The sequence below is a fragment of the Pontiella desulfatans genome (assembly GCF_900890425.1).
GTDB lineage: Bacteria > Verrucomicrobiota > Kiritimatiellia > Kiritimatiellales > Pontiellaceae > Pontiella > Pontiella desulfatans.
In genome coordinates, this window is sequence record NZ_CAAHFG010000001.1 from 2,780,530 (window position 1) to 2,805,537 (window position 25,008).

The following is a 25,008-nucleotide window of genomic DNA, read 5'->3' on the forward strand; positions in this document are numbered from 1 at the left end:
ACAGTCTCTTATGAGAAGGCATGTCAAATTCAATAATCCGGCGCGACGGATTCCGATACTCAACTTCCCATTTCCGTCTTGCTCTTATCCGCACTCTTTGTGGATCCGCTTTTGATCCGGTGCATTGTAGGATCCGTCATGGGGCGCTGCTATCTACGGGGCGAGCTTTTTGATGAACCCAAGCATGTGGCTCTAGCTCAAGACTGTAACCGCAGTCACCCGGACGGGACTTTAAATGGTGGGTTGATTTCGAAAATCCTTCAGCGGTCTCCTCTAAATTATTTTTGCTTTGTAAAAGGTCGGTGAATGAAAACTATGCGGCTTGGGTCAGCTCCTTGCGAGTTTGCTGGTGGCAGGGATCATAGGCCGCTTTGTCTCCCCATAACCGGTGCAAGAGCACGGCCAGCTTGCGGGCCACGGCCACCACGGCGCGGCGTTTTGCGTTTTTCCCGCCTCGGTCAGCCAATTTGAGCCCGAACTCCCGCAGTTCACATTCCGGCCCGAACGCACCCAATATATACTGGGCGCACCCGACGAGAAGTCGCCGTAAGGCAACATCGCCTGCCTTGGTAATGGAGAGCTGCTTATCCATATCCCCCGATTGATCCCGGCGAGGAACGAGCCCCAGGAATGGCCCGACATCTCGGCTCTTTTTGAAACGCTTCGGATCTTCGAGTGTGAGGATGTAGGCCAGTGCAGTGATCGGGCCCACGCCCGACACCGCTCTCAGCACCGCTGTTTCGGGATACTTTTCCTCGCTGAGTTTCTTGATCCGTTTATCATACTCCGTGATTTTAAAACTCAGTTCCTCAATGCTCTCGAGCACGGGGGAAAGAACTTCAAGTAACTCCGCAGACAGTTCCTCATTCGAGCGGCGATGAAAGCATTTGGTGCTGCATTTCGATACGCGCTCACCAAAACTCTTGGCCACACACCGCACATGGGCAATCTGCATTTTTCGGGTCTTGACCAGCAAGTCCCGTGCTTTGATGTTGAGCAGGTCGAAGTGGGACTCCCGGCTACGGTGCTGGATCGGATATAACAATTTGGGATCAACGCGTGCAATACGGGCAAGCATCTCGGCATCGCGCACATCACTTTTTTCATTACTATCCCAGATGGCCCGCAGCTTGCGTGGGTTCCCGACGAGAACCTCGTGCCCCATATCCTCAAGCATGCGACTTACCCAAGCAGAATGGGTTCCCGCTTCGATGGCAAACAATGCCGGCTTCTGTTTCTTGAAGCATTTGCGAAGCGCCACCGCTGTGTTGCCAACCGTGTTGCGTAAAACGACCTCACCCGCCGGGTCGAGTATGCAAATACTATGGCTCCGATCTCCCATATCCATTCCGATTGTATTACGTTTCTTCATGTTCGGTCTCCTTGCACCTTGAGTGCGATTATTTGTTGAGCGTGATTTTATCACAGCTCGTATGGAGGCCGGACACCTCTCTCAACTGCCTTCTCATCCTATCTACCGCCTCCAAATCACTCAGTTTGACAGCGATGGAGGCTTGTTTTGCGGATCGCTGCCCCATTTCTTATTAGGTTTGGGCCCCATCTTATATTCAATGGTTCCACCAGCAACAATCTCCTGATGCGTGATCCAAGCTCGCTCTAATGGCTTACCGTTTAGTTTGGCTGACTGTATATAAATATTTTCCGGCGAGTTATTTTCTGCGACCACCGTGAATTTACCGCCCTTATAATAATCAGGATCCAATGTTATTGTCACTTTGTCAAAGACGGGACTTGTCAACAGGTAAACATTATCGCCGGGACAGACCGGATGCAAACCCATTGCAGATAGAACATACCAAGCCGACATCTGACCAACATCTTCATTACCCCTCAGGCCCAGAGGTCCGAGTCCGTAGGCATTTTCGCATATTTCGCGTGTCCATTTTTGAGTTTGCCACGGAAGGCCTACATAATTGAACATATATGGAACATGATGCACCGGCTCATTTGAGTGATTGTAATAGGAGTTCCAGAAAAAGTCATCTGGTGACTTTTTGAAAAAAGATTTAAGTTCCTGAACGAAATAATCTTCACCCATCAATTCAGCAAAGCCGGCAACGTCATGAGGGACAAACCAGCCCTGCTGGTATGGATTGCTCTCAGTTGTCCCCTGTTCAAAACCGGTTCTTCCGTCCCACTTTCTCCATTTGTCGTTAATATTTCTTGTACGCATCCAATTGACGTCTGGATCCCAAAGATTCTTATACGCCATAGAGCGTTGGTAATATTCTTTTGAATCCTGATCTTTTCCCAGTGATTCAGCAAAGCGGCCAACGCACCAGTCGGTATAAGCATACTCAAGTGTTTTTGACATACTACCCGGTGTAAACCCGTGCTCCTGGTTTCCAAATTTATCGACTGAGTTTTTGCATTGTTTATAAGCTTCGGCAATATCATAATTTCTTATGCCTTTTTCGTAGGCGTCAACGATCACTGATACGGCGGGATTTCCTAACATGCAACCCGAATAAGAGTTCAGCATTTCCCAGCGGGGCAAATAATCATTCCCACTCCTTTTTGACATATCAAGCAGTGAATTGATCTCATCATTTACAATATCCGGCCTGACAATCGTCAGAAATGGAAAGTGACTGCGAAAAACGTCCCATCCGCTAAACACTGTGCGGTATGAAAAACCTTTGGTTTTATGTTTTTTGTTATCAGCACCGACATACCAGCCATCAACATCAGAAGCTACTCTCGGGTCTATAAAGCAATGGTAAAGGGAAGTTGCCAGAATAGTTTTTTGTTTTTCACTGCCGCCCTGAAAATCAATCGTCTTAAACGCATCTGACCACAGCGATTTTGTTTTATTTCGTACTCCGTCAAAGTCCCAGTCAGCAATGTCATGTCTTAAATTTGCCTTCGCTCCCTCAATACTCACAAAGGATATCCCGACTTTCAGCATGACCTGCTCATCCTTAGCCGTTTCATATTCAGCAAAAAAACCTGTATTGGTACCGATGTAATTCTTTTTGCCTTCCATTACCTGGTCTTTATCCCATACACCAAATCTTTTAAATGGCTTGCTGAACTTCGCGTAATAATGCAACGTGTAATTCACATTGCCCTTGCCATGCCCCCATCCTCCGTCCTCGCTTGAGCACTTCATATAGCCTTGAATAGTCTGGTCGTCCAGAACTTCGACCTTCTGGGTGCTGTGTTCATGCCAACGCTGAGTCTGCCCGATTCGCCTTGCCAGATCAATCTGCAGCCTGCTTGTTTTATTTTCAGGAAACGTAAATCGTATAATCCCTGCCTTCGGTGCAGCGGTCACTTCTGTCTTAATATCATATCTCAGCAAGTCTACACTGTAGTAGCCGATACTCGCATGTTCCTGATCATGGGAATACTTAGAGGCTGCATTGTCCATCGCATCAGGAAAATCTTCAAAGAGATCAGTCTCCTTGATCCTTTTGGTAACGATGTACCTGCGATTAAATAGTCGCTTGCCGGTAGTTGGCATTACCTGAAAATTACCGAGATCGCCATACCAGCCCACTCCACTCATGTGCGTAAAGCTGAACCCCTCGATGACATCGTGATTGTAACTGTACCCTGAAGTATGATCCCCGGAGCCTGTGATCGTATCCGGGCTTAGCTGAACAAGGCCAAACGGAGTAGCTGCACCAGGAAATGTCCTTCCAAAATACTTGCCGTGCTCACCATTAGCGCCGAGTGTGACCGCACCGATCATCGGGTCAACATAATCGACCATTTCTTTTGCATTTGAAAGTCCAACTAAGGCAAAAAATATGGAACCTGCTATTACTATCCTTACTGGTTTATTATTCATTTATATCCTTGCTCCTGGTTGAAGAAAATTTTGATGAAATACGAAAACGGTTGTTAGCACACAAATAACTGCGTTTACAGATGCCCGGTTCTTATCTTATAGAACCAACTCCGACGTCTATTCAACCACGGCGGCTTCCGCTTTATCAATTTCATGCAGGGCGAAGGCATAGGCGCCGATAGATACGGCCCGACTGGTTCCCAGCATGGAGGTGCCTATTCCGATCCGCTTCAGCGGATCATATGAAATAGTCCGGGAGCTCTCTGGCACCGTAATCTCTTTCGGTTCACCGGAGAGGAACTGTTTGATTTCCGAATCGGACTCGAGATTGAATACCTTCTGAACGATTCGATCAAATTCGTCGTCGTTATAGCCCTTAATTATTCCGTTCATTTCACGGATCAATTCCGGCATGAAAAGACGATGTCCTTTAGAGACTCCACCGCCCATCACAACCAGACCATCCATGAGGGTCATCGCATTTGAGAGCGCATCGCCCAACACTTCACCCAACTGCCGGTAGGCCTCAACCGCCGCGGCCTGATCCCCTTCTGAAATTCCCAAAGCAATATCTTCAATCTCTTTTGTTCCGGGCGCGGTAGCCTCATCCAGTGGAATACCCGTCAATTCTGCATAGCGGAAAATCACGGCACGAGCACAGGCACCAATCTCGGCAATACAGTCCGGTTTCACTTTGTTGCGCATCAGCCAGATTTCCGTGGCATTGGAGTTGTCGCCGATAAACAGCTCGCCCTTGTGAACCAGGCCTCCACCAAAGCCGGTTCCAAGCGTAACGCCAAAGAGCGTCTGGTAGCGTTTTGGGCTGCCGGCCGCTTCCAGCATTTTATTAACGCGCGGCAACAGGCCGGCAATGGCTTCGCCATATACGAACAAGTCGCCATCGTTATTAATGAATACAGGCAGGTCGAACTGAGCTTCGAGATAGGGGCCAAGCGCCACACCACCCGCGAAAGCCGGAAGGTTGCCCACATTATCGATGATCCCGTTGGGATAGTCGGCTGGCCCCGGAAAAGCAAAGCTGATTGCCACCGGTGCAGTGTCCAGTTTGTCCATCACCTGCCGGAATCCGGCTTCGATGGTGGCGAGGCTTTTTTCCAACACCATTGTTTCGGCCGGCAGGCCGACGGGTTCGATAATTTCTTTATTTCCCCGGATAGCGGAAAAAATAAAGTTGGTGCCCCCCGCGTCGAGAGTCAGGACAATACGTTTATCGTTTGAATAGCTCATGCCCCGCTAACCTCTTTCACCTTATGGCCCGCAAATCCATAGAACGCGATGTAGATATAGTTGATAATCGGCACGGCGAAGGCCAGTTGGATGCCCACCCGGTCGGCCGCCGCGCCCATAATCAGCGGCACAATCGCACCGCCCGCGATCATCATCACGAGCAGGGATGAACCTTGCGAGGTATATTGTTTCAGATCCTTGATCGCCAGCGTAAAAATATTCGACCACATGATGGAGTTGAACAGCCCGGTACCCAGCGCTGCCCAGAATGCCAGCGATCCACCAGTGAAGGCCGCGATGGACAGCAGCACGACCAGGCAGATGGAAAACACACCCAGCGCGCGGGCCGGATGACCCTTGCCGAAAATGAAGGCAATGAAGTTTAAAACGATCATCACGAGGAACGGACCGACCTGAGCGGGTGTCATGAACGCCATTAAGAATTCGCCGTCTTCGATGCGAATCGCGGTGACCAGATAAACCACGAGGAACACCACGATGGCGGTGACGGCCATGTAGGCGTATTTACGCGACTGGCTGGCGATGTCGCTCAGCGATATCGCGCCGCACAAGCGTCCAATCATCGCCCCACCCCAGTAGTAGGCCAGATAGAGGCTTGCTGTCGATTCCGGTAGCCCCATGATCGCGCCATCCATCATGTAGTTGATGAGATAACTGCCGATAGCCACTTCGCCGCCGACATACATGAAAATGGCAATCATACCGAAACGCAGGTGCGGGTATCGCAATGCGCCGAGTCCCTTCTCCACCTTTTCATCGCTGGCGAATTTCGGCAAATGGCTGCGCCAGACAATGACGGCCAGCACAACGAACAACGATCCATAGATCAGGTACGGCAGTTTGATGGAATCGATCGTGACTTCTCCACCATGGGCAAAAACCTTGTAGAGCAGGAGGCCGCCGATGATGGGGGCGATGGTGGTGCCCAGCGAATTGACGCCTTGCGCCAGGTTGAGGCGACTGGAAGCCGTCTCGGGTTTTCCTAGAATGGCCGCGTAGGGATTGGCTGCGATCTGCAGCAGCGTTACGCCGGTTGCGAGCAGAAACAGCGCACCGAGAAAGAATCCATATTTCTGAAACTCCGCCGCCGGATAAAATAGGGCACAACCCGCGCCGCAAACGAGCAGTGCCACGATGATGCCGGTCTTGTAGCCAACGCGGTTGATCGGATCGCCTTTGGAAAGCGACACCAGGTAATAGATCAGTGACACGAAGAAAAATGCGCCAAAGAAAGCGAACTGAACCAGTCCCGCCTGAAAATAGGTCAGATCAAACCCCTCCTTGAGGTAGGGAATCAGTACGTCGTTCATGACGGTGATGAAGCCCCATAAAAAGAAGAGTAGCGTGATGGTGATGAACGGTTTTTTATAGTTTGTCGGATTGTTTTCAGTTTCCATGATTTCTATTTCACTCCCCAACTGCGATTCGGCTTGTCACCCAGATCCAGTGTCAGTATACCGCCTGCCATGATTTGATCGTGCGTGATGAACGGCATATTGAGCGGTTTGCCATTTAGCTCTGCCTTCTGGATATATTTATTGACCTTACTTGATGCTGGTGCGAGCACTTTGAATTGCCCACCGGGCACATCCATGGCGACTTCCGTAAACACAGGACTTGTGAGGGCATAAACGGGTTCACCCGCCGTGACCGGATAAAAGCCCATGGCCGTGAAAACCACCCAGGCGGACATGCCGCCGCCATCTTCGTCGCCGGGAATGCCAAATAGGTTGTCTTTGAACCAGACATCGAGCAGGAACCGGGTGCGTTGCTGGGTTTTCCAGGGCGCGCCGCAATAGTTGTAGAGATAGGGAATGTGAAAGGACGGTTCGTTGCCCATGGAAAACTGACCTACCATACCGGTTGAATTGGCACCGTTCACATGGAATGCCATGCGTGACATGCCCAGTGGTTCACGGAAGAGCTGGTCGAGCCGTTTACGGGCCTGCTCTTTTCCGCCCAGCAATTCGATGAGTCCGTCGATCGCGTGAGGGACGTGCCAGGCATAGGTCCAGCCGTTGTTCTCGTCGTAATAGTCGCGGTAGCCCCTGCCGCCCGCGGACTTGGGATTGATATCGATCCATTCGCCCTTATCGTCCTTGGGCATGAACATTTTATACTCCTCGCTCCAGAGGCGTTTGTACTGGTCAGAAATGGCAGCAAACCTGACGTAATCTTCTTTTTTGCCCAATTCTTTGGCCCATTCAGACAGCACCCAGGTATCAAAACTGCGCCCCAGCGAAATAGCAACCGATTGCCGGCGTTCAAATCCATCCACCAGTGGCTCAGTTTCTTCTTCACCCGGATGCAGGGCTGGCATAAAACCGAGGTCTTTCATGCGCTGGTCGAGGGCCGTGGCTTTGGATCCCTGACGCCAGGGAATCCAGCTGCCCTGGGTGACATTTTTGCGCACGCCTTCGTAGGCGGCTTCTATATCAAAGTCGGTGAGTCCTTTGCGGTAGGCATCCAGAAAAAGAACGGACGAGTGATAACTGTTCATGCAGGCATGATTTCTGAATACCTGGGGGAAGGTCGGCATCCACCCGCTTTGTTTGTACATTTCCACATACGAATGCAACATGTCCTGGGCCTGTTGGGGGGCCAGGATGGTGCGCAGGGGATGCTGAGCCCGGTAGGTGTCCCATACCCAGTCGTCTACGTAGAAGGGGCGGGTTGTTTTGTGGATCGACTGATCGTAACCGCTGTAGTATTGACCGTCTTCGGCAATGTCGATCATGCGTTCGTGTGTGCGGTAAAGGGCTGTGTAAAAGGAGCGTTTCTGCGCATCCGTCCCACCTTTAACCCTGATTTTGTTGAGTTCACCATCCCAGGCTGCTTTGCCGCTGACACTGAGTTCTTCAAAGTTCTGGTGAGATAGTTCTGCGTCAAAGTTTTTCCTAGCCTGCTGCTGACTGACATACGAAATTGCATATTTCAGCAAGATGGTTTTCGGGGCCTTTTTACCACATTCGATGCGCAGCGTATTCTTATCAATGATGATGTTCATGCCTTGGGCAGGCCGACCTTGCCCATCGGTCACTTCGGCATAACACCAGACTGACATCGTTACCGGGGCCAATTCCGGATTACGGCTTTTTTTCGTAATGCGTTCCGTGATGTTCACGGCATGTGGTTCGACCAGCTTGGCGGTCATTTTGCCCGTTCCCTCAATCAATATATGACTTTGCGTTGCCCTAGGGAAGTTATAACGATAGATGGCCGTTTTCTTGCCGGGTGCAAAACCGAGGGTGATGTCATCTTCAATTAAATAAGTCTCGAAACGCCAGGGATGGACGACTTCCAGATCGTGATCATAGGCCATTTTCCGGTTCCAACTGGCCGCTGTGACCGGGCCGCGTGCTACACGCATCTTCAAAATGCCTTTGCCGCGATGCCACATAACCTGAAGTGGAAAATACTGCACTTGATCAAAGGTATAGTCTTTGCGAATGGGATACATGCGGAGCATCTGATTGGGCTGCTGATAGGTCGGGTAGGTCGGCACCAGGAAGGGGGCAATGTTGCCGATGCGCGGATCGACATAACTGGCGGGATCTGCGTGGGCTGTCTGGTACATGCCGGTATGAATCAAGACTCCAGTCATGACCGTCAACAGAATGGAAATTACATCCTTGCGTGTTTGATTTAACTTGTTCATGTGCTGCCTTTTGCTAATTGTTCATTATCATATATGGGCTTGGTGATGTTTTAGACTTTGGGGCGGCTCCTTCGTGTTTTCCATTCATACATACTCCCCACTCATCTGTTTTCATCATGAGAAGACATGTTCCCACTGCAGAGAAAACAGAATGCCAGAGAACGATGGTCGTGTCATGTCACCGAAATCCATTACACCGCGCACCCATAAATAATTTCGGTTTTTTGGCCGAATGACCCAACGCAATGCCGGTATATTTGGCGACGGCCTCGGCCGGGAATTTTCTACCCCTCCCCCTGCCTAGACCATGCGCTCCAATGATCCCCTGCCCTCGCGCGGTTCACGCCAGGCGAGTTCATTGATCTTCGGTTCGTTTTAACCCGATTATTCACGCGGTGTTGTTCTGCCCCTTCTTCCCTTGGGTTGATCATCGAGTTTGCCTTCAGCTTTAAGCTTTTGGAGTTCCTGGAGACGATCACCAAGGTTGCTGGCTTGCTTTTCAGGTCTTGTGACGGGGCCATTATCGCCGAGTAAAATCATCTTGCGATACTGGTGCTCCTGACCGTATATGTGTTCGCTCAATAGCAACAGGGCCTCAGGATTGGCGTTGTGCATCAGGGAGCTGACGTATTTAAAGTTAGCTTTTTTCGAGGTGATCAGGGGTTTATCCTTCTTCCAGGTCAACCCGCCATCGGTCGTTCGCCAATAACCGACCGTACCTGCACCGGCAACTTTATGACTCAGTAACAAGCGGACATTCAACGGTGAGTCGACCAGGATGTCGCCGTCTTGAATTCTATTGCCGGGAACGACCCTAACCGGTTTTTGCCAGGAATCGCCAAGCCACCTGATGTAACGAACGTGACCGTCATCGTGCCTGAAGAAAAGGTGAGGATTACCATTTTCGTCTACGCGGCATGTGCCATGGTTCGCCCGCTCTTTATTGGTATCGACGATCATGGTGCTTTTATCAGCGACCTCCTTTGTTACGGGAATATCCAATTTCTGGCCCTGGATATTCTGCCATGAACCATCGTCCGTATTCATCATCATGTAATAATAATTGTAACGGGCATTTGTATGACGGCCCGCACCCGACTTGTCACACAAGTGATAAACATAAGAGGCCGTTATTGTATTATCCTTGCCGGGGGCGAACCATACATACCATGCATCATGCGGGCCCTCATAGCCGGTGTGGGGTTTTGACTTTAGAACGGATTTCGGGGAGGTGAATGTTCTGCCTGCATCCGTAGACTTCTGGTAAACCCAGTCGCTTTGGTGAGAACCGTGACGGAAAAATAAATACAAATCGCCATTCGGCATTTTTACCCATTGGCTGTAGGTACCAAAAGGCGAGATATTCTCGAGTTCCTCCCACTCGGTGATATCGCGGGGACGCTTAGAGACCACGTGGGTCTGTTTGCCTCGGCCCTGAGCACCCTGTGAATTTTCACCTAAAGAAGGAACACCTCCATGACCGCCAAAAGCAAGATGGATATAGCCCTTTGCATCAATAATCATCGACGGTCTGCCGTGATTATCGACCTTGCCTTCGCGGGTAATCGCATCATATTCCTGCCCCATAAGATTTACACCGGCTTGGTAGGGCCCTGCCCATTTCTTCGCTGAATGCTCATAGGAACACACATAAGGGTCCTCGTGAGGACCCTGGTAGGCTACATAAGTAGTTCCCTCAAAATATTCACCGCTGGGGTGCTGCATGGTGGCAGTTGGATTGCCATAGCCGTTATCCGTGAAGTACTCCACGTCAGACTCTGCAGCCAGACTAGAACCGGGCTGTGTGATAAATAGGCCTACTGCAATTACTGAAAAAATATTAAAACGTACAAATCTCTGTTTCCTGACCATATTTATAACCCCATGTATCTAATAAAAAAATAACAGCAATGATTTTCGGTATTTTGCCGTTGGTGCTCTCGCGCCATCATTATAAAAAAGGGGATCCGAGGATCCCCTTTCAACTTTTCATGCCTATCGCGTATTCGTGTGTTAAGGGAGAAGCGCCTCTTGAGGGAGGCGCCTCTTCGGCTCAATCAGGCCGATCTACTCCCCAACAACTCCAGTCTGCAATGACACACCATAGAAGACCTGATCGCCTGCCGGGACGTCCGCGGCAGGAATGGTGATGACCCCAGACTCAGCTAAGTACACGCCATTTGTGGTCCAGTCCTCGTTAACCAAATCCGTTGTTGCGATAACCGTATACAACGCGTCAACCACGCCCGTGCCGCTACTGAGCGTCAACAGATTGTCATCGGAGCCATCGACCGCAACATCCGCTACGGCGAAAGCATATCCGTCGGGTAGGACACTCGTGGTTGACAGCACCAGATTGCTGATCGTGTAACTGCCCGAAGTCTGTGGAAAGAATGGCGAGTCCCCGGCTGACGCCTCAAAGCCGATGCCATTCAAGCTCGTGAATCCTCCCGTGGGCCTAAACGCATCTATACCCCCCATGGCATCCTTTGAGTTAACGTTTGCCCACCAATCCTCGCGGAGTGTAAATGAAGCGCCCCCCGACACCGTGTTCGATGCGCTGTCTCCCCATGCGATCTCCAAAACGAGCTTATTCGTCTCGATTCTGCTGATGCTTGCCGAATAATGGACGACAACAGTGCTATCCGAGATGCCGAAAAAGTCAGCAGCATTGTCGCCGCTCAAGCCAGCATAGAGTGATTCGGCATTACCTGAAGAAGTTACTTTAGGAATAGCTCTACCAAAGAAGTCGCCCTGTAGGAAGTTGGTATATACGTTTCCCGAGCCGAGATAATCCGTGGCGTGGACATTGGCGTTGGAGAGTTGTGAATCGCTGGCCATTATTTGGCCGATCCTGATTTGAAAACTCTTGCTTGTATCGGCAGGTCCCCAGGTAGACCGAAAGCCGATTTCGTAGTTGGTGTTGGTATCGTAGACGTACATATTCCACGAGTTGTTGGATTGCTCGGAGATGTCATCCACAATCATATCAAAATCAAAACTGAACGACTGCCCAATCTGAGAAATGTCACTATCGGCGAACGCTTGCAGAACAATGGGATGGCCCGCAGCCTCGCTGGGGTTGATGTCTGGGAGGAACGCGGTGAACCCCGATTCTGACTGGTTCGAGAGGACAGCTATATTAGTAAGAGATGGGTTGATCAACGTCCAGGTGTCGGTCAACGGCTGTATGCTGGGCGCGACGGAGGTCAGCATCGGAGGACGGGGGTTGAAGTCGAAGGTCTCGATCTTTAAGTTATCGAAGCCAGCGCCATTTGGGTCGACGGCACCGCGGGTGCCGAAGGCGAGGTAGCACTCGTCGTGATTCAACACGCGAGTATTACTGATTTCAGCGGCATACGATCCATCGATGTAAACGAAGTAGGTGCACACTGTACCGTTAGCGACGGGACCATCGAAGAAAAAGTCAACCGTCAGCGTGGATTCGCCATTGACTATTCCCATATACGGAGTCTCAACTTTGCCTACTCCGTTGAAATAGGCCGCGAGGTGGGGGGAGTTCCTGGCGCCAACACTATTATTCCCCCCGAACGCCGGTCTAATGTCGAAGTACATTGCCCCGGGAGCACCCGTGGAGTTACGGGCGGCTGTAGTGGTATCATAGCCCGGACGCAGTCCCTTGAGGTTATTAGCAGCGCCAGTAACACCCCAGTTCACCATGCTTCCTGCAGCGATCGAGTTAGATTGATAACAAATACCGAAGCCGATAGCTCGATCGAAGACATCGTTCGCAGCGAGGCCGGTCGTATAATGAAACTTGTCGTATGAAACCCGCATGTGGTATTGCCCCGCGAATTCGCCGGAAGCAACCGTCTCAAGATCGGCCTCGGTAAAGTCATAGTTGAGCCCCGTGGCCACCCAGCCTTGCTCGCAGGCGAAGGTGCCGTTGGTGGTGATCACCGGTTTGCCCCCCGTTGCCTCTAAGTAGGTGTTCGAGCTTTGGTAGATGGTGCCGAACAACGTACCGGACATGCCGCCGCTCGATTCATCCAGACTAAACGCTTCGGTGCCGTTGCCGGTGCCGTTGGCTGCGCGTTCGAACGTGTCGTGCCACAATACCGTGGCCTGCCCAGCAAGCGGGAAGGTGATGACCGTCAACATGGCCAAACACTGTTTGATGATTCTTGTCACTTTACTCATTCTGTACTCCTCCTGTTATGGTTTACTATGCGTGCTTCAGTGGGAATCCTTTCCCCACGTTCTGAAGAGACAGTAACAGCGGACGCCGTCTATGTCATGTCACCTAAACAGATTACACCGCGCACCCATATGTAATTTCGGCTTTTTGACCGAATAACCGGCTCTTCTCGGATGTGCGTTTTTTGAGTAGATACATACAGCGACAGAAAACACCTTATGTCCTGTTCCGCTCCCCTTTATTTCCCGCCGTACGGAACGCGGATCGGAATATACAGAGGCCAGCCGACGCGGAAGCTCTATAGCAAATGTCTGAGTCTCGACTTTGCTTCAAAATGCTGTAGAACGTGCCTCTCCGCAAAGCGGTGGGCGCGTGTCCTGCCGAAGAGAACTCGCAGAGGTTTGTCATCCCAAAAACGCACATCCGTGAAGAGCCCGAAAAACCAAGCAGGATAAAGCCTGAAGCAGCCCGTGGCACATAAAGAGCGGTATCTCTGGCACACCGCAATATGCGAAAAGCGACGTTACATCACTTTGCGCTGAACCTGTAAATAGTCATGGTTTTGTATTCTTCGCCTGGATTCAGAATGGTGCTTGGGAAGTTTTTCTGATTGGGGCTGTCGGGATAGTGCTGGGTTTCGAGGCAGAAGCCGCCGCGATTCACATAGGTTTTACCCGCCTTGCCCTTCAGATTGCCCGCAAGGAAGTTTCCGCAATAGAATTGTATGCCCGGCTCTTGGGTAAAGACTTCCATAAAGCGGCCGGTGGTTGGTTCGTAGACGGTTGCGGCCAAGGTCATCTTTCCATCCTTATCGCCTTTATCCAGCACCCAGTTATGGTCGTAGCCTAGGCCGTATTCCAATTGCTGATCTTTTTTTCCAATATCGCGACCTATGGCCTTGGCCGTAGTGAAGTCGAACGGAGTTCCAGCTACCGGAAGAATCTTACCGGTGGGAATCAAACCGCTATCGACGGGCGTGGTCGCCTTGGCATTGATCATCAGTTCGTGATCCAGAATGGTTCCTTCCCCTTCGCCCTTGAGGTTAAAGTAGGTGTGATTGGTCAGGTTCACCGGCGTCTTTTTATCGGTCGTTGCTACATAGTCGATCTTCAGCTCGTTGTCTTCGGTCAGCGTGTACGTGACCGCGATCTGAAGGTTTCCAGGATACCCTTCTTCCCCGTCTTTCGCCAGATAAGAAAGTTTGAGCGCATGGGCTCCGATCACTTCCGCATCCCACACCACCTTATCAAAACCGATGACCCCGCCGTGCAGGTGATTGGCGTTATTGTTGGTGGCCAGTTCGTACTCTTCGCCATCGATGCTGAATCTACCCAGCGCGATGCGGTTGCCATAGCGGCCGACAATGGATCCAAAGTAGGGCTTGTCCACGGCGTTCATATAACCGGAGACATCATTGTAACCCAAGGCGATGTCGGCCATTTGCCCCTCGCGGTCGGTCGTGACGATGGAAGTCACTGTTGCGCCATAGTTCGTGATTTTGACCGTGGTACCTGCTTTGTTCTTGAGGGTGTAGAGTTTGATGTCATCAAAGTCGGCCGTCTTGACCGAGGCGCATCCGGCCAGGATTCCGACCAACCCGAGCATTCCAACCCATAGATTTCTCTTCATTTCATTCTCTCCTGCTTATTTTTTATTCTTCGACTTCTTTCCATTGTCCGAAGCCTTGGCTTCCGGGTGTGTTGCCAGAATGGCCTTCATGTCAAAAAGTACTTCAGGGCTTGATTGCGCAATATTTTTCTTTTCAAGCGTATCCATTTTATAATCATACAGTTCATACTCGGCCTCGGTTTCCGGAGCGCCGGGGCGCTTCCATTCCACCATGCGGTAGCGATCGGTGCGGATGGCGCGGCCGATACGCGGCCCGCGATTGAAGGCATGATAGGCATGATTCCTCACCGAAGCATTCGGATTCTTAAGCACCGGAACCAGACTCATGCCGTCCAGCCCCTGCGAAACCTTCGGCGTCGGCAAGCCGGCCAGCTCAGCCAGCGTCGGATAGATATCCACCGTTTCCGCATAAGCCATGGTGCTTGATCCCGGCGTCGCAACCCCAGGGGCCACGAACATCAGTGGGATGCGGTTGTCCTGCTCATAGTTTGTATGCTTAGTCCACGACCCATGATCTCCAAAGTGCCAACCATGATCGCCCCACAGCATGACAATGGTATCGTCTGCCATGTCCAGACGATCCAACTCTGCAAGTACTCGTCCAACCTGCGCATCCATATAGCTGAGCGAGGCAAAGTAGCCATGGATCAGCGTACGCTGCATGTCGTTCGGAATATGTCCCCCATCCTTCGGCACCGGCTTATAGGCGGTCATCTCATGCGCCTTCGGTTTTCCCGCATACGAAGGCGCTCCATCCGGAGGCGTATCGCGTTCGGTCAGGGAAAACTGCTCGCTTTGGTAAAGATCCCAATATTTCGTCGGCGCGCAAAACGGAAGATGCGGTTTGGTGAAGCCCAGCGCCAAGAAGAACGGCTCTCCGCTTTCCTTGAATTTTTTCAACCGCCTGATGCCTTCCAGCGCAATGCGTCCGTCGGCATAGGCATCGTCCTTCACATCCGCCTTTTCCCAGGCGGCTCCGCGCTGCAGGTTCCCGATGTTTCCTAGTTGCTCGTTCGCGAAAAGAGCTTCCTCGCGGGTAAGCTGCCCATCCGTACTTTCTTCGAGGACATAATCAACAACTTTATCGGGATGGAAGGGACTGCTCCACGACGCGGCATCGCCATAATTGCCGTGGCCAATGTGAAAAACCTTGCCCACTCCCTCAGCGGTGTATCCGTTCTGCATGAAATATTGCGTCAGCGTGACGGCATCCGGCACCACTTTGCGGAAGCCCTGACCGAGGCCATACAGGCCGGTTGAGGTCGACCGTAGTCCGACCATCAGGTTATTGCGCGATGGCGCACAAACAGCCTGGTTGCAATAGGCCCGATCAAACCGCATACCCCTGGAAGCCAACTGGTCCAAGTTTGGGGAATGTACAAAATCTGATCCATAGGTGCCCAATTCCGGCTTCAGGTCGTCTACCAGAATCATGAGCACATTTTTTTTGGCCTGAACTCCCGCCGCCAATACGACGATCGCCATGGCTAAAATCAGTTTTTTCATTTTGTCGCCCCTACCCCTCACCGTTTTTTCTCTCACACCAGTGCCGCTCACCCATGAGCGGCACTCCTAATAAATCCGTCCGATGCTTGTTCTCTAACCTGAATAACCAGCACATCATTCGTCCTTCTTGAGAACGAAATGCGTATATCACCCAAGTCCTTAGTAAATGGATAAGATAACGGTCGGATTTCTTTTTGTCATGCCACCTAAATGCATTACACCGCGCACCCCTAAGTAATTTCGGCTTTTTGGCCGAAAGCACCTACTCAATGCCGGTAAATTTGGCGACGGCCTCGGCGCGGGAGTGAACCTGGAGTTTTTCATAGATACGGCGAAGGTAGGTGTTTACCGTGTTCACTGAAATATCCAGTTCATCGGCGATTTCTTTACATAAACGACCGCGCGCCAGACGTGACAGAACTTCCATTTCCCGACCAGACAGCGTACTGAACTCATCGCTTTGGGAGGTTTCATTTCCCCCACGTGTGAAGGACTGCACCACTTTCCGGGCGATGTCGCTATCCATCGGGGAGCCCCCGGCGGCAACTTCTTCCAGGGATGGAATGAGCTCAGAGACAATCGATCGTTTGAGCAGATAACCCACCGCGCCGGAGGACAGCGCCTTAAAGATATAGTCGGTCTGGTCGTATGCAGTCAGAATCACAAAATCGGTATCCGGCATAAGCGGTTTAAGCTCCTGCACGCATTCGATCCCGTTCTTTCCGGGCAAGTTGATATCCATCAGCACAATGGAAGGCTTGAGGTTCGGCAGTCCCTTGATGGCAGCATCGAAATCGGGAAATAAACCAACACATTCAAACCGCGATTCATCACGGACCAGGTCTGCGATCAGTTCCCGCGTGCTTTTATGGTCGTCCACAATGGCAATCGTTACAGCTTCACTCATCACTCAGCATCCTCTTTTATGGGTACCATAAACTCCACGGTGGCCCCGCCCTCTTCATTGTTGTGTATATCAAATGTTCCGCCGACCAGCTTCATGCGTCGACGCATACTGCGCAGCCCGCGATGGAACCGCTCGGCCTCTTGGGATTGGACCCCTTTTCCGTTATCATGAAGGGCTAGTTTAAGCACCTGACCCTCAGCGAAAACAGTAAAGCTGATCTGGGTTGCCTCGGCATGTTTGACCGCATTGTTGAGCGCTTCTTTGAGGGCAAGAAACAGGTTGTGGCGAACCGGGCTCGGTACCGGCAGGTTGGGCAGATTCAGCGGCACATTGAGATCGCATGAAATGTTTGTTGCACGGAGATATTGCGCCACATATTTCGACAGATAGCCCACTAGGTTATCCATATTATCGTTGCTGGGACTGACCACCCATACTGTTTCATCGAATGCCTGGACGAGTTTATCGGTGACGTGATTAATCTCCACCACCGTGTCCTGCCCCGCTTCGTTTCCTGATTTATTGAATAGCATGGAGACACGGTGACACAGGAGTTGAAGGCGGGTCAGCTCGCCGCCGATTTCATCATGGATGTCCATGGAAATACGCGTGCGTTCTTCTTCCACCGCGCGGCGTTGCTCCGAGCGGATGAGTTTCTTTCGGTTGACCCGGTCGGCGATGGCCAGCGATATGAACGTGGCAAGTACGACAATCAAAAGATACAGCACCGTCTTGAACCACCACGTTTCCCTGATATACGGATTCACAACCACATTCAAAACAATCGGCGAATGGTTCCAGATTCCATCCCGGTTGGCTGCAGTAAGTTCGAACCGATAGTTTCCCGGCGGAATGCGTTGATAGCTCGCAACACGACGCGTATCCAGTTCGGTCCACTCCTCTCCAAGTCCCACCATACGACAGCGAAAACGCATCCGATTGGGCGAAACAAAACTGAGCGCGGAAAAGCGGATATCCAACCGATGCACGCCCGGATCAAGAATCATCGAATCCGTGTTCTGGAGAGGTATGACCCTGTCATTGACCCGTACCGTGTTGAGCACGAGCGGAACCGGGTTGGTCCACAACTGAATTTCCGATGGCTGAAAAACGGATAACTGCCGATCGGATGCGTACCAGAAACGCCCGTCCGGGGTACGGCAGGCGGTCGAGAGCCCCGCGCTGATGTCGATGGCCGGATTCAAGCCATCTTCCTTGTCATAAAGCGCATAGGTTTCAATCGGCTGACCGGTGGAGAATGACCGTTCCACTTCACTTTTTTCTATAATCGCAATGCCGTGTTCTCCGACCACCCAAAGGCGTCCCTCGCCATCGTCCGTGATATGCGAAATCATTTCCTGAGCAAACGGCACGGGCAGAAACACCCCATCCCGGAAGAGTGCCAGGCCGCTTCCGTAGAAACCGATCCACAAGGAATCATCATCTTTATCAACACAGAGAGCCGTCACATGCGCGTTGGGCAGATCTTCAGCAAGGATCCCGCGAACCAATTGATCGTTCTTCCACGAGGCAAGGCCACCGGACTCCATGCCGACCCAGAGCGTTCCGTCAGGCCCCGAAGTCAGGCACTGTACATCGGTAATCCCTTCCCTTCGCCCCACCTTCAGATTCCAACCCTTATTATCGGGATTACTCCATATTCCTTCCCGCCCACCGGCCCAGAGCCCTCCGTCAGCGGCTTGGTGCAAGGTCCATATTTTATCCACGCCTCGTCTTTCCGTTTTTACCTCATGAAACTCATTTCCGTCCTTACGCAGAAGGAATCCACCGTTGTTGTTGGCCCAAACGGTTCCTTCCGGTGTTTCCAGAACGGCCCTGCGACTCGTTTCGGATTTTTCTAAATTCGGAACTCTTTTCAATCCCTTTCCATCAGAGGAGTACAAATAGCCTTTACTTGTTCCCAGCCAGACTCCGCCTGCGAGCCTGGGAGTAATCGAACGAAATGCCCGAAACTGCCACCCTACAGAACGAAAGAGCGCGTCCGGCACCGAGGTGTAGCCCATGGCCCGGATGGATTGGAGTCCGGCTGCTGTACCGACCCACAAGGTTTGTTCGGCATCTTCGGCAAGGCAAAGCACTTCGATTGAAGCCAACCCATCATTCACGGTGATTTGGGTCACGTTGCTCGATCCGCCATGCATGATAAAAATGCCGCCGTACGTGGAGCCGGCTACCAGATCCCCATTTCTGCGCTCCAGCAGTTCAATTTCCTGCTCCTTAATCAGCCATGGCCTCGGAACTATATTTTCTTCCACCCCATCGACATTCAGTTTAATGACCCGATTATTATCCACGCGCCATCCGCTCAACGTTTTCTCGAAAGATCCCACACCTTCATTAGAGGCGAGGGGATCGGAAAGTGGGAGGAAAGTACCGTTAACGTTCTCCGCCCAGACCGAGCCATCCGGTTTTTCATGAAAATCGACCACTTCCGCGCCCAGCCAGTCCTTCGGACCATCCAATCCGATGATTCCGGATTCAGAAAAAACGGAGATATGCCCGGTCTCATGGCCCATAAATAGGTTTCCTGAAGCATCCTCGAACAACTTGGTAATCCGATTGTTCGCCAATTCGGGTGCGGAGCGGACCGAATAATGAACAAATTCGATACCGTCAAACCGGGCGGCACCGTTCAAAGTCGCCACCCAGATAAAACCGTCGCGGGTCTGTAGCACATCGCGCACCTGGTTGGACGGCAGGCCCTCACCCACCTGCCAGGTGCGGATCTGGAACATTTGATCGCCCAACGACACGATTTCCGATTCCACCGCATCAGACGTTATGGCCGCGCAGATGAACAACAGACCGATCAGGCAAAATCTACTGAAACGTAAAAAAATCATGATAATTAGTCGTAGCAAAATAAGTTCCCTTTACCCAGTTCAATACCTATTTTTGACGCTCCTGTTTTCAACGCGCGCAAACCAGATCTTATATTGAAAAAACCCGGGATCGGCGGCATTACAAAACCGCCGGTAATTTCAGAAGGTTGCATCCATGTGACCGGTTCGCCCAGATTTACGGCCTTGCCCGGATTTTATTTGCTTTCTTTCCGTCCGGTATAACCGTCAGCGGCAGCAGCTTTTCCCCCATGCCCATATTATCCGCAAGGAGCACTATGATATGGGGTGGAATAGTTGCGCTGGCTGAGTTCAAGACGGCCGGCAGGCAGAGAGTTAGGGCTGTTTTCATGGCATCCTTTTCATACTTCTTAATTCGTGATTCGCAACTCCACTACCGGAAATTACGCAGTACCCGCTATGCATTACTTCTTCTTTTTCTTTTTCGAAGCGGGTTTGGGATAAACCTTGTCTTCGTCGGCCCACGCCTTCCAGGCCTTTGCCATGTTCGCAACGCGCCCGGGTTGTGAGCCTGCGAGGTTGTTGAGTTCGGTGCGGTCGGCCTCGAGATCGTAAAGTTCCCAACGCTCCTTATTCGGTCCCGCAGGCTCGGCCACACCCCGGCCGACCAGCTTCCATTTTCCATCCATGATAAACGCATTATTTTCATGCTCGGAAAACATCGGGGCGGAACGGGAAATTGGCACACCATCGAATGCAGGTGCAAGCGAAACGCCGCGCAAGGGATGAATGGTATTCCCATGGAAATTATTTGGATAGTCCGCATCGGCCAGTTCAAGTAACGTCGGCATGATATCGATCAACTGTGTGGGCGCTTCATACCATTGTTCCACGGGTTGGATGCGCGCTGGCCAATGCATTAAAAAGGGCGTGGCCGCCCCGCCCTCGTGCGTGTAGTGTTTATAAAGTCGAAAGGGTGTGCTGGATGCATTCGCCCAGGCTTCGCCATAATTATTTGCATGTTCCTGATTCCGCTTTTCGGGATTCATGATCTTGCCGCGTCCGAGTACCGCGCCTTCAGCACAGGCCCCGTTATCCGAAAGAAACAGCACCAGCGTGTTTTCGGCTTTACCCTGCCCGTCCAACGCCTTCATCAGTTTGCCGACATTCTGGTCCACCCGATCGATCATGGCCGCATAAACCGCCATGCGCAGGTCCATTTCCTTCTGCTTCGCCGCAGTGAGCGTATCCCAGGCCGGAACCTTTTCCGCGCGTGGCGAAAGTGCCCACTTGGGATCAATCAGGCCCAATTCAATCTGGCGTTGATAGCGTTGTTCCCGGAGTTTATCCCAGCCGATCATGTATTTGCCGCGGTATTTATCGATATCCTGCTCGTGTGCCTGATGCGGCCAGTGCGGCGCGGTGTAGGCGAGATAGAGAAAGAACGGGCGGTCTTGTCCCTGCTGTTCTTCCTGGATGAAGCGGATCGCATGATCCGTGAACGCGTCCGTGGTGTAGAATGGACGATCCGTGGTGCTCTTCATCTCGGTATCGGTTTCATTGCCCGAAGTCATTTGACGCGGTTCTTCCGGATGAAAGAAGCGCGTTGCACCGGCGATGCAGCCATAAAACTTTTCGAAGCCACGTTGCAGCGGCCAGCGGTCCTGATTATTTTGTCCAAGATGCCATTTACCAGCCATCAGCGTCGCATAGCCCGCGGGTTTCAACGCTTCCGCAATCGTCACACATTCACGATTCATAAAACCTTGGTAATTCGGAACCTCCTCACCCGCGTTGTTTTTTATCACATTCGGCGACTCGGTCATATGGCCGATGCCCGTCAAGTGCGAGTGCAGACCGGTCATCAAGCTGGCGCGGGTCGGGCAACAGCGGGAACCGTTGTAGAACCGCGAGAAGCGGACGCCGCTTTTGGCCAACGCATCAATATTCGGCGTATGGATTTCACTGCCATAACAGCCGATGTCGGAATAGCCCATATCATCGACCATGATCAGAACAATATTCGGTTTATCAGCGATCGATGAGATTCCCAATAACGCAACAAAACCTCCCAGCATTATTATTTTTCCAACCATTAAAATAGTCCTTATTTATTTTTCTTGGAGGTTTTCTGATTTACCTTTTTTTCCATGCGTTCAAGCGCTTTCATTTCAGTCTCCTGTCCTTCATCGCCACAATGCGCCATCCACCGCTCCAGTTCCGCGCGCAGTTCGGCCATAACCGTTTTGTGTTCGGGATTGCCGGCCAAATTGTTCATTTCGAGCGGATCGTTGCCGATGTCATACAGTTCGACCTCCGGACGGAACGTATAGGCCTGAACCAACTTCTTCGCCCGCTCATCACCTGCGTCGGCTCTGGCTTCCCAACTCCGGAATTCCTTCGATACGGTGCATACGTTTTTGAATTCGGCCTCTGGCGTAAAGTTCCAGATATATTTAAAGCGCTCCGACCGCACCGAGCGGATGCCAAAGTATTTGGAGCCCCTATTGATGCCGCGGGTGGTCATTTCGCCATAGACATACTTCTTATGCTCCTGCTTCCCCTCGAAGACCGGCAGCAGGCTTTCGCCATCCAGCACCGGAGCGGGCTCACCGCCCGCAACTTCGATAAAGGTCGGCAGGATATCAACATATTCGATCATGGCCGGATTCACAGAGCCGGGCTTAATCTTACCCGGCCAGCGGGCGATAAAAGCCGACTGCAACCCGTTGTCGTAGCAGGTCCATTTGGCAAACGGCATCGAACTGCCCTGCTCACTGACCACAATCAGCAGAGTGTTATTTGCGAGTCCATTCTTTTCCAATAGTTGGACCGCTTCACCCACTTGCGAATCGTAGTAGGTGACTTCGGCCAGATAGCGCGACATTCCTTCACGCGTTTCCGGCGTATCCACGAAATACGGCGGCAGCTTGATCTTCTCAGGCGGATAGCGAGAGGCATCGCCCTTATTCCAAGGAGTATGCGGCTCATTCGAACAAAGGAGCAGACAGAACGGTTCTGACTTAGATTTGCAGTCGGCCATGAATGCATCGACTTTATCGAACTCCGGATTTTTGCCACCCGGTATTTTTTCCCAGGCAAAAACGGAGTTGGGTGCCACATGGGTCTTGCCGCTCTGCGCTACCCGGTAACCTAAGTCTCTCAGATATTGGACGATGCTCGGGGTTCCGGCATCCACATACGTGTGATTCGGATAGGCGCCGCTTTTAACGGGATACTGCCCCGTATAAATAGTATGGCGCGTCGGCGAACACATCGGCGCCGTCTGGAAGCAGTGGGTAAACCGCATACCCTCTTGTGCCACCGCATCAATATGGGGGGTGTAAGCCTGTCCCCCATAGCAACCGATGTCACGGTGCGTGCAGTCGTCGGCAATCATAAAGACCAGATTCGGCTTTTGAGCGGCTTGTGCGAGTACGGCACAAAAACCGATAATGAGTATTAAAACCTTCATCGCTTATTTCCTATTTTGAGTTTTTTGCTGAACCTCATGCGGAGTCGGGCCGCTCAGGGGATAAGGATCGCGCTGCATTTGTACGGTATCGCCCTGTTTCTTCATCCATTCATCCACCCTACCCGCCATTTTTTCGATCTGTTTTTTATACTCCGGATTGCCCGCCAGATTCACCTGTTCATTAGGATCTTTTTCAAGATCAAAGAATTCAATAGCCGGACGCTGGTAATATTTGGCGATGATGGCCTTGGCCTTAGGATCTTTCTTTGCGGCTGCGTCCCACGAGTCCCAGTAGCCCCCCGCCCTGTCCTTACGGAGAATATCAGAATGGTTGGAGTGGTAACAATCCGCATTGATGTTGCGGATGTATTTGAACCGCTCCGTGCGCACGCTGCGGATCGGATAGACGTTCATGGCCCCATCGGCGGTCGTCGTGGTGTAGATCAGATCACGATGGTGGTCCGACTTGCCCAGCAGCACATCGGCGAACGATTTGCCATCGATGCCGTCGGGCGCCGTTCCGCCGACCAGATCGAGGAGCGTCGGGAAAATATCGATCCAGCTAACCATGGCCTCCGTTCGTGCTCCTGCAGACACATGCCCTGGCCAACGGATAATCAGTGGAACCTGGGTGCCGTGGTCGTAGAGGTTCCATTTCCCGAACGGCCATTGCCCTCCGTGGTCTGCGGTGTAGATAAACAGGCAGTCATTATTGCCAAAATGATTGCGCACCACCGCATCGACCTTTTCCATTTCAGCGTCCATTCCGGTGATATCGGTCAAATAGCGCGCCCAATGCTCGCGAGTTTCCGGCGTATCTATAAACCAGGAAGGTAAAGTAAGTTTAGCTGGATCATAGTCCATCTGCCTGGTCCACGGCACATGCGGTCGTCGATCACCCACCATCAGACAAAGCGGCTTGTCGGATTTCCGTTGGTGGAGGAATTTATCAACGTTTTCAGCCAGCCCGATCTTTTTTGAAATGTTAGCGTCGAAGCCCACCATCGATGCATAGTCGTTGTGGGCCACCTTTCCGAAGGCCGCTACTTCATACCCTGCAGCTTTCAGCTGCTTGACCATAATCTGTGTTTCCGGCCGTGGCTTTTGGTGGTTTTCCTCGGCTCCGTTGCGGGCTGGCATCAGGCCACTCAGCAGGGCCGATCGGCTCGGCCCGCAGGCGGGCGATGCCACAAACGCGTTGTCGAACACCAAACCGTCCTTCGCCAAAGACGCCATCATCGGCGTCCGAACATCGGAACTTCCATAAACGGAAGATTCCGCCCGCCCATGATCATCCGCCAGATAAATAACAATGTTGGGCTTATCCGCTCCGAATGCCGACGAGACATACACTAGTGCAAAAAGAATTTTGGTATACATACGCATGAGAGTCATCCTTCATTCCTTTTTGAATTGAAACACCAACTAAAAGAACAGAGCGTAACATACAATTTGGTGTAAATCTTGTCACATAAACTAACGACAAGCCACCACGGCTGTTCACCTGCCTGCTTGCTGCGTTTGCCGCGCATTTTGGTGGAGTACCACCCGTAGTAGCGCACGAGCTGGAAGAGATTGCGGTCTGCTGGTGCAATCATGTCGGGAATGTGCTGGGTGATGGCGGCGAGAAGCCGACCGAAGGGAGACAGCCTGCACGAATGTGCAGGAGAGAGCGTAGCGAACGGCAAAGTCGCAGGGGGTAAAGATCTCAAAGTTGCGTCGGATCTTGGGGTTCATGCCAGAGCGGTAGATGATGGAATGACTGG

15 protein-coding genes are annotated in these 25,008 nt (G+C 51.7%); all 15 read right to left on the reverse strand.

Going from position 1 to position 25,008, the window contains the following annotated elements; genetic code table 11:
• Positions 1-313 precede the first annotated feature (313 nt).
• A complete protein-coding gene (locus E9954_RS09805; RefSeq protein WP_136079001.1) occupies positions 314-1,372 on the reverse strand; it encodes an IS110 family RNA-guided transposase in 1,059 nt (352 codons plus the stop codon).
• A gap of 120 nt (positions 1,373-1,492) precedes the next feature.
• Positions 1,493-3,817: a GH92 family glycosyl hydrolase gene (locus E9954_RS09810; RefSeq protein WP_136079002.1), complete on the reverse strand. Its 2,325-nt coding sequence runs from the start codon at positions 3,815-3,817 to the stop codon at positions 1,493-1,495.
• 117 nt (positions 3,818-3,934) lie between these two features.
• Positions 3,935-5,065: an ROK family protein gene (locus E9954_RS09815; protein WP_136079003.1), complete on the reverse strand. Its 1,131-nt coding sequence runs from the start codon at positions 5,063-5,065 to the stop codon at positions 3,935-3,937.
• A complete protein-coding gene (locus E9954_RS09820) occupies positions 5,062-6,483 on the reverse strand; it encodes a sugar MFS transporter (RefSeq protein WP_136079004.1) in 1,422 nt (473 codons plus the stop codon). The genes E9954_RS09815 and E9954_RS09820 overlap by 4 nt, the downstream gene beginning before the upstream one ends.
• Positions 6,484-6,488: 5 nt before the next feature.
• A complete protein-coding gene (locus E9954_RS09825) occupies positions 6,489-8,744 on the reverse strand; it encodes a GH92 family glycosyl hydrolase (RefSeq protein WP_136079005.1) in 2,256 nt (751 codons plus the stop codon).
• Positions 8,745-9,128: 384 nt separating this feature from the next.
• Positions 9,129-10,616, reverse strand: a complete 1,488-nt coding sequence (locus E9954_RS09830) for a BNR-4 repeat-containing protein (protein WP_136079006.1) — start codon at positions 10,614-10,616, stop codon at positions 9,129-9,131.
• Positions 10,617-10,811: 195 nt separating this feature from the next.
• Complete coding sequence (locus E9954_RS09835) at positions 10,812-12,905, reverse strand: hypothetical protein (RefSeq protein ID WP_136079007.1); 2,094 nt, start codon at positions 12,903-12,905, stop codon at positions 10,812-10,814.
• A gap of 526 nt (positions 12,906-13,431) precedes the next feature.
• The gene (locus E9954_RS09840; protein ID WP_136079008.1) at positions 13,432-14,532 is read right to left on the reverse strand and encodes an aldose epimerase family protein; all 1,101 of its coding nucleotides are present in this window, start codon (positions 14,530-14,532) and stop codon (positions 13,432-13,434) included.
• A 15-nt stretch (positions 14,533-14,547) separates the two neighbouring features.
• On the reverse strand, positions 14,548-16,038 hold the full coding sequence (locus tag E9954_RS09845) for a sulfatase (RefSeq protein ID WP_136079009.1): 1,491 nt from the start codon (positions 16,036-16,038) through the stop codon (positions 14,548-14,550).
• Positions 16,039-16,300: 262 nt separating this feature from the next.
• Positions 16,301-16,945: a response regulator gene (locus E9954_RS09850; protein ID WP_136079010.1), complete on the reverse strand. Its 645-nt coding sequence runs from the start codon at positions 16,943-16,945 to the stop codon at positions 16,301-16,303.
• Positions 16,945-19,809 (reverse strand): sensor histidine kinase, encoded by a 2,865-nt coding sequence (locus E9954_RS09855; RefSeq protein WP_136079011.1) that lies wholly within the window; start codon positions 19,807-19,809, stop codon positions 16,945-16,947. The genes E9954_RS09850 and E9954_RS09855 overlap by 1 nt, the downstream gene beginning before the upstream one ends.
• Positions 19,810-19,984: 175 nt before the next feature.
• Positions 19,985-20,158 carry a hypothetical protein gene (locus tag E9954_RS32410; protein WP_168442131.1) on the reverse strand — a complete coding sequence of 58 codons (174 nt, stop codon included), beginning with the start codon at positions 20,156-20,158 and terminating at the stop codon, positions 19,985-19,987.
• 73 nt (positions 20,159-20,231) lie between these two features.
• Positions 20,232-21,863, reverse strand: a complete 1,632-nt coding sequence (locus tag E9954_RS09860; RefSeq protein ID WP_136079012.1) for an arylsulfatase — start codon at positions 21,861-21,863, stop codon at positions 20,232-20,234.
• An 11-nt stretch (positions 21,864-21,874) separates the two neighbouring features.
• The gene (locus E9954_RS09865; RefSeq protein WP_136079013.1) at positions 21,875-23,242 is read right to left on the reverse strand and encodes a sulfatase family protein; all 1,368 of its coding nucleotides are present in this window, start codon (positions 23,240-23,242) and stop codon (positions 21,875-21,877) included.
• Between the two features lie 3 nt (positions 23,243-23,245).
• Complete coding sequence (locus tag E9954_RS09870) at positions 23,246-24,628, reverse strand: sulfatase family protein (protein WP_168442132.1); 1,383 nt, start codon at positions 24,626-24,628, stop codon at positions 23,246-23,248.
• Positions 24,629-25,008 lie beyond the last annotated feature (380 nt).

Coding starts and splice junctions, on each gene's coding strand:
- E9954_RS09855 (WP_136079011.1), bottom strand. CDS start 19,809: ATGATTTTTTTACGTTTCAGTAGATTTTGCCTGATCGGTCTGTTGTTC.
- E9954_RS09870 (WP_168442132.1), bottom strand. CDS start 24,628: ATGCGTATGTATACCAAAATTCTTTTTGCACTAGTGTATGTCTCGTCG.
- E9954_RS09845 (WP_136079009.1), bottom strand. CDS start 16,038: ATGAAAAAACTGATTTTAGCCATGGCGATCGTCGTATTGGCGGCGGGA.
- E9954_RS09865 (WP_136079013.1), bottom strand. CDS start 23,242: ATGAAGGTTTTAATACTCATTATCGGTTTTTGTGCCGTACTCGCACAA.
- E9954_RS09810 (WP_136079002.1), bottom strand. CDS start 3,817: ATGAATAATAAACCAGTAAGGATAGTAATAGCAGGTTCCATATTTTTT.
- E9954_RS09825 (WP_136079005.1), bottom strand. CDS start 8,744: ATGAACAAGTTAAATCAAACACGCAAGGATGTAATTTCCATTCTGTTG.
- E9954_RS09815 (WP_136079003.1), bottom strand. CDS start 5,065: ATGAGCTATTCAAACGATAAACGTATTGTCCTGACTCTCGACGCGGGG.
- E9954_RS09840 (WP_136079008.1), bottom strand. CDS start 14,532: ATGAAGAGAAATCTATGGGTTGGAATGCTCGGGTTGGTCGGAATCCTG.
- E9954_RS09805 (WP_136079001.1), bottom strand. CDS start 1,372: ATGAAGAAACGTAATACAATCGGAATGGATATGGGAGATCGGAGCCAT.
- E9954_RS09820 (WP_136079004.1), bottom strand. CDS start 6,483: ATGGAAACTGAAAACAATCCGACAAACTATAAAAAACCGTTCATCACC.
- E9954_RS09860 (WP_136079012.1), bottom strand. CDS start 21,863: ATGGTTGGAAAAATAATAATGCTGGGAGGTTTTGTTGCGTTATTGGGA.
- E9954_RS09850 (WP_136079010.1), bottom strand. CDS start 16,945: ATGAGTGAAGCTGTAACGATTGCCATTGTGGACGACCATAAAAGCACG.
- E9954_RS09830 (WP_136079006.1), bottom strand. CDS start 10,616: ATGGTCAGGAAACAGAGATTTGTACGTTTTAATATTTTTTCAGTAATT.
- E9954_RS32410 (WP_168442131.1), bottom strand. CDS start 20,158: ATGAAAACAGCCCTAACTCTCTGCCTGCCGGCCGTCTTGAACTCAGCC.
- E9954_RS09835 (WP_136079007.1), bottom strand. CDS start 12,905: ATGAGTAAAGTGACAAGAATCATCAAACAGTGTTTGGCCATGTTGACG.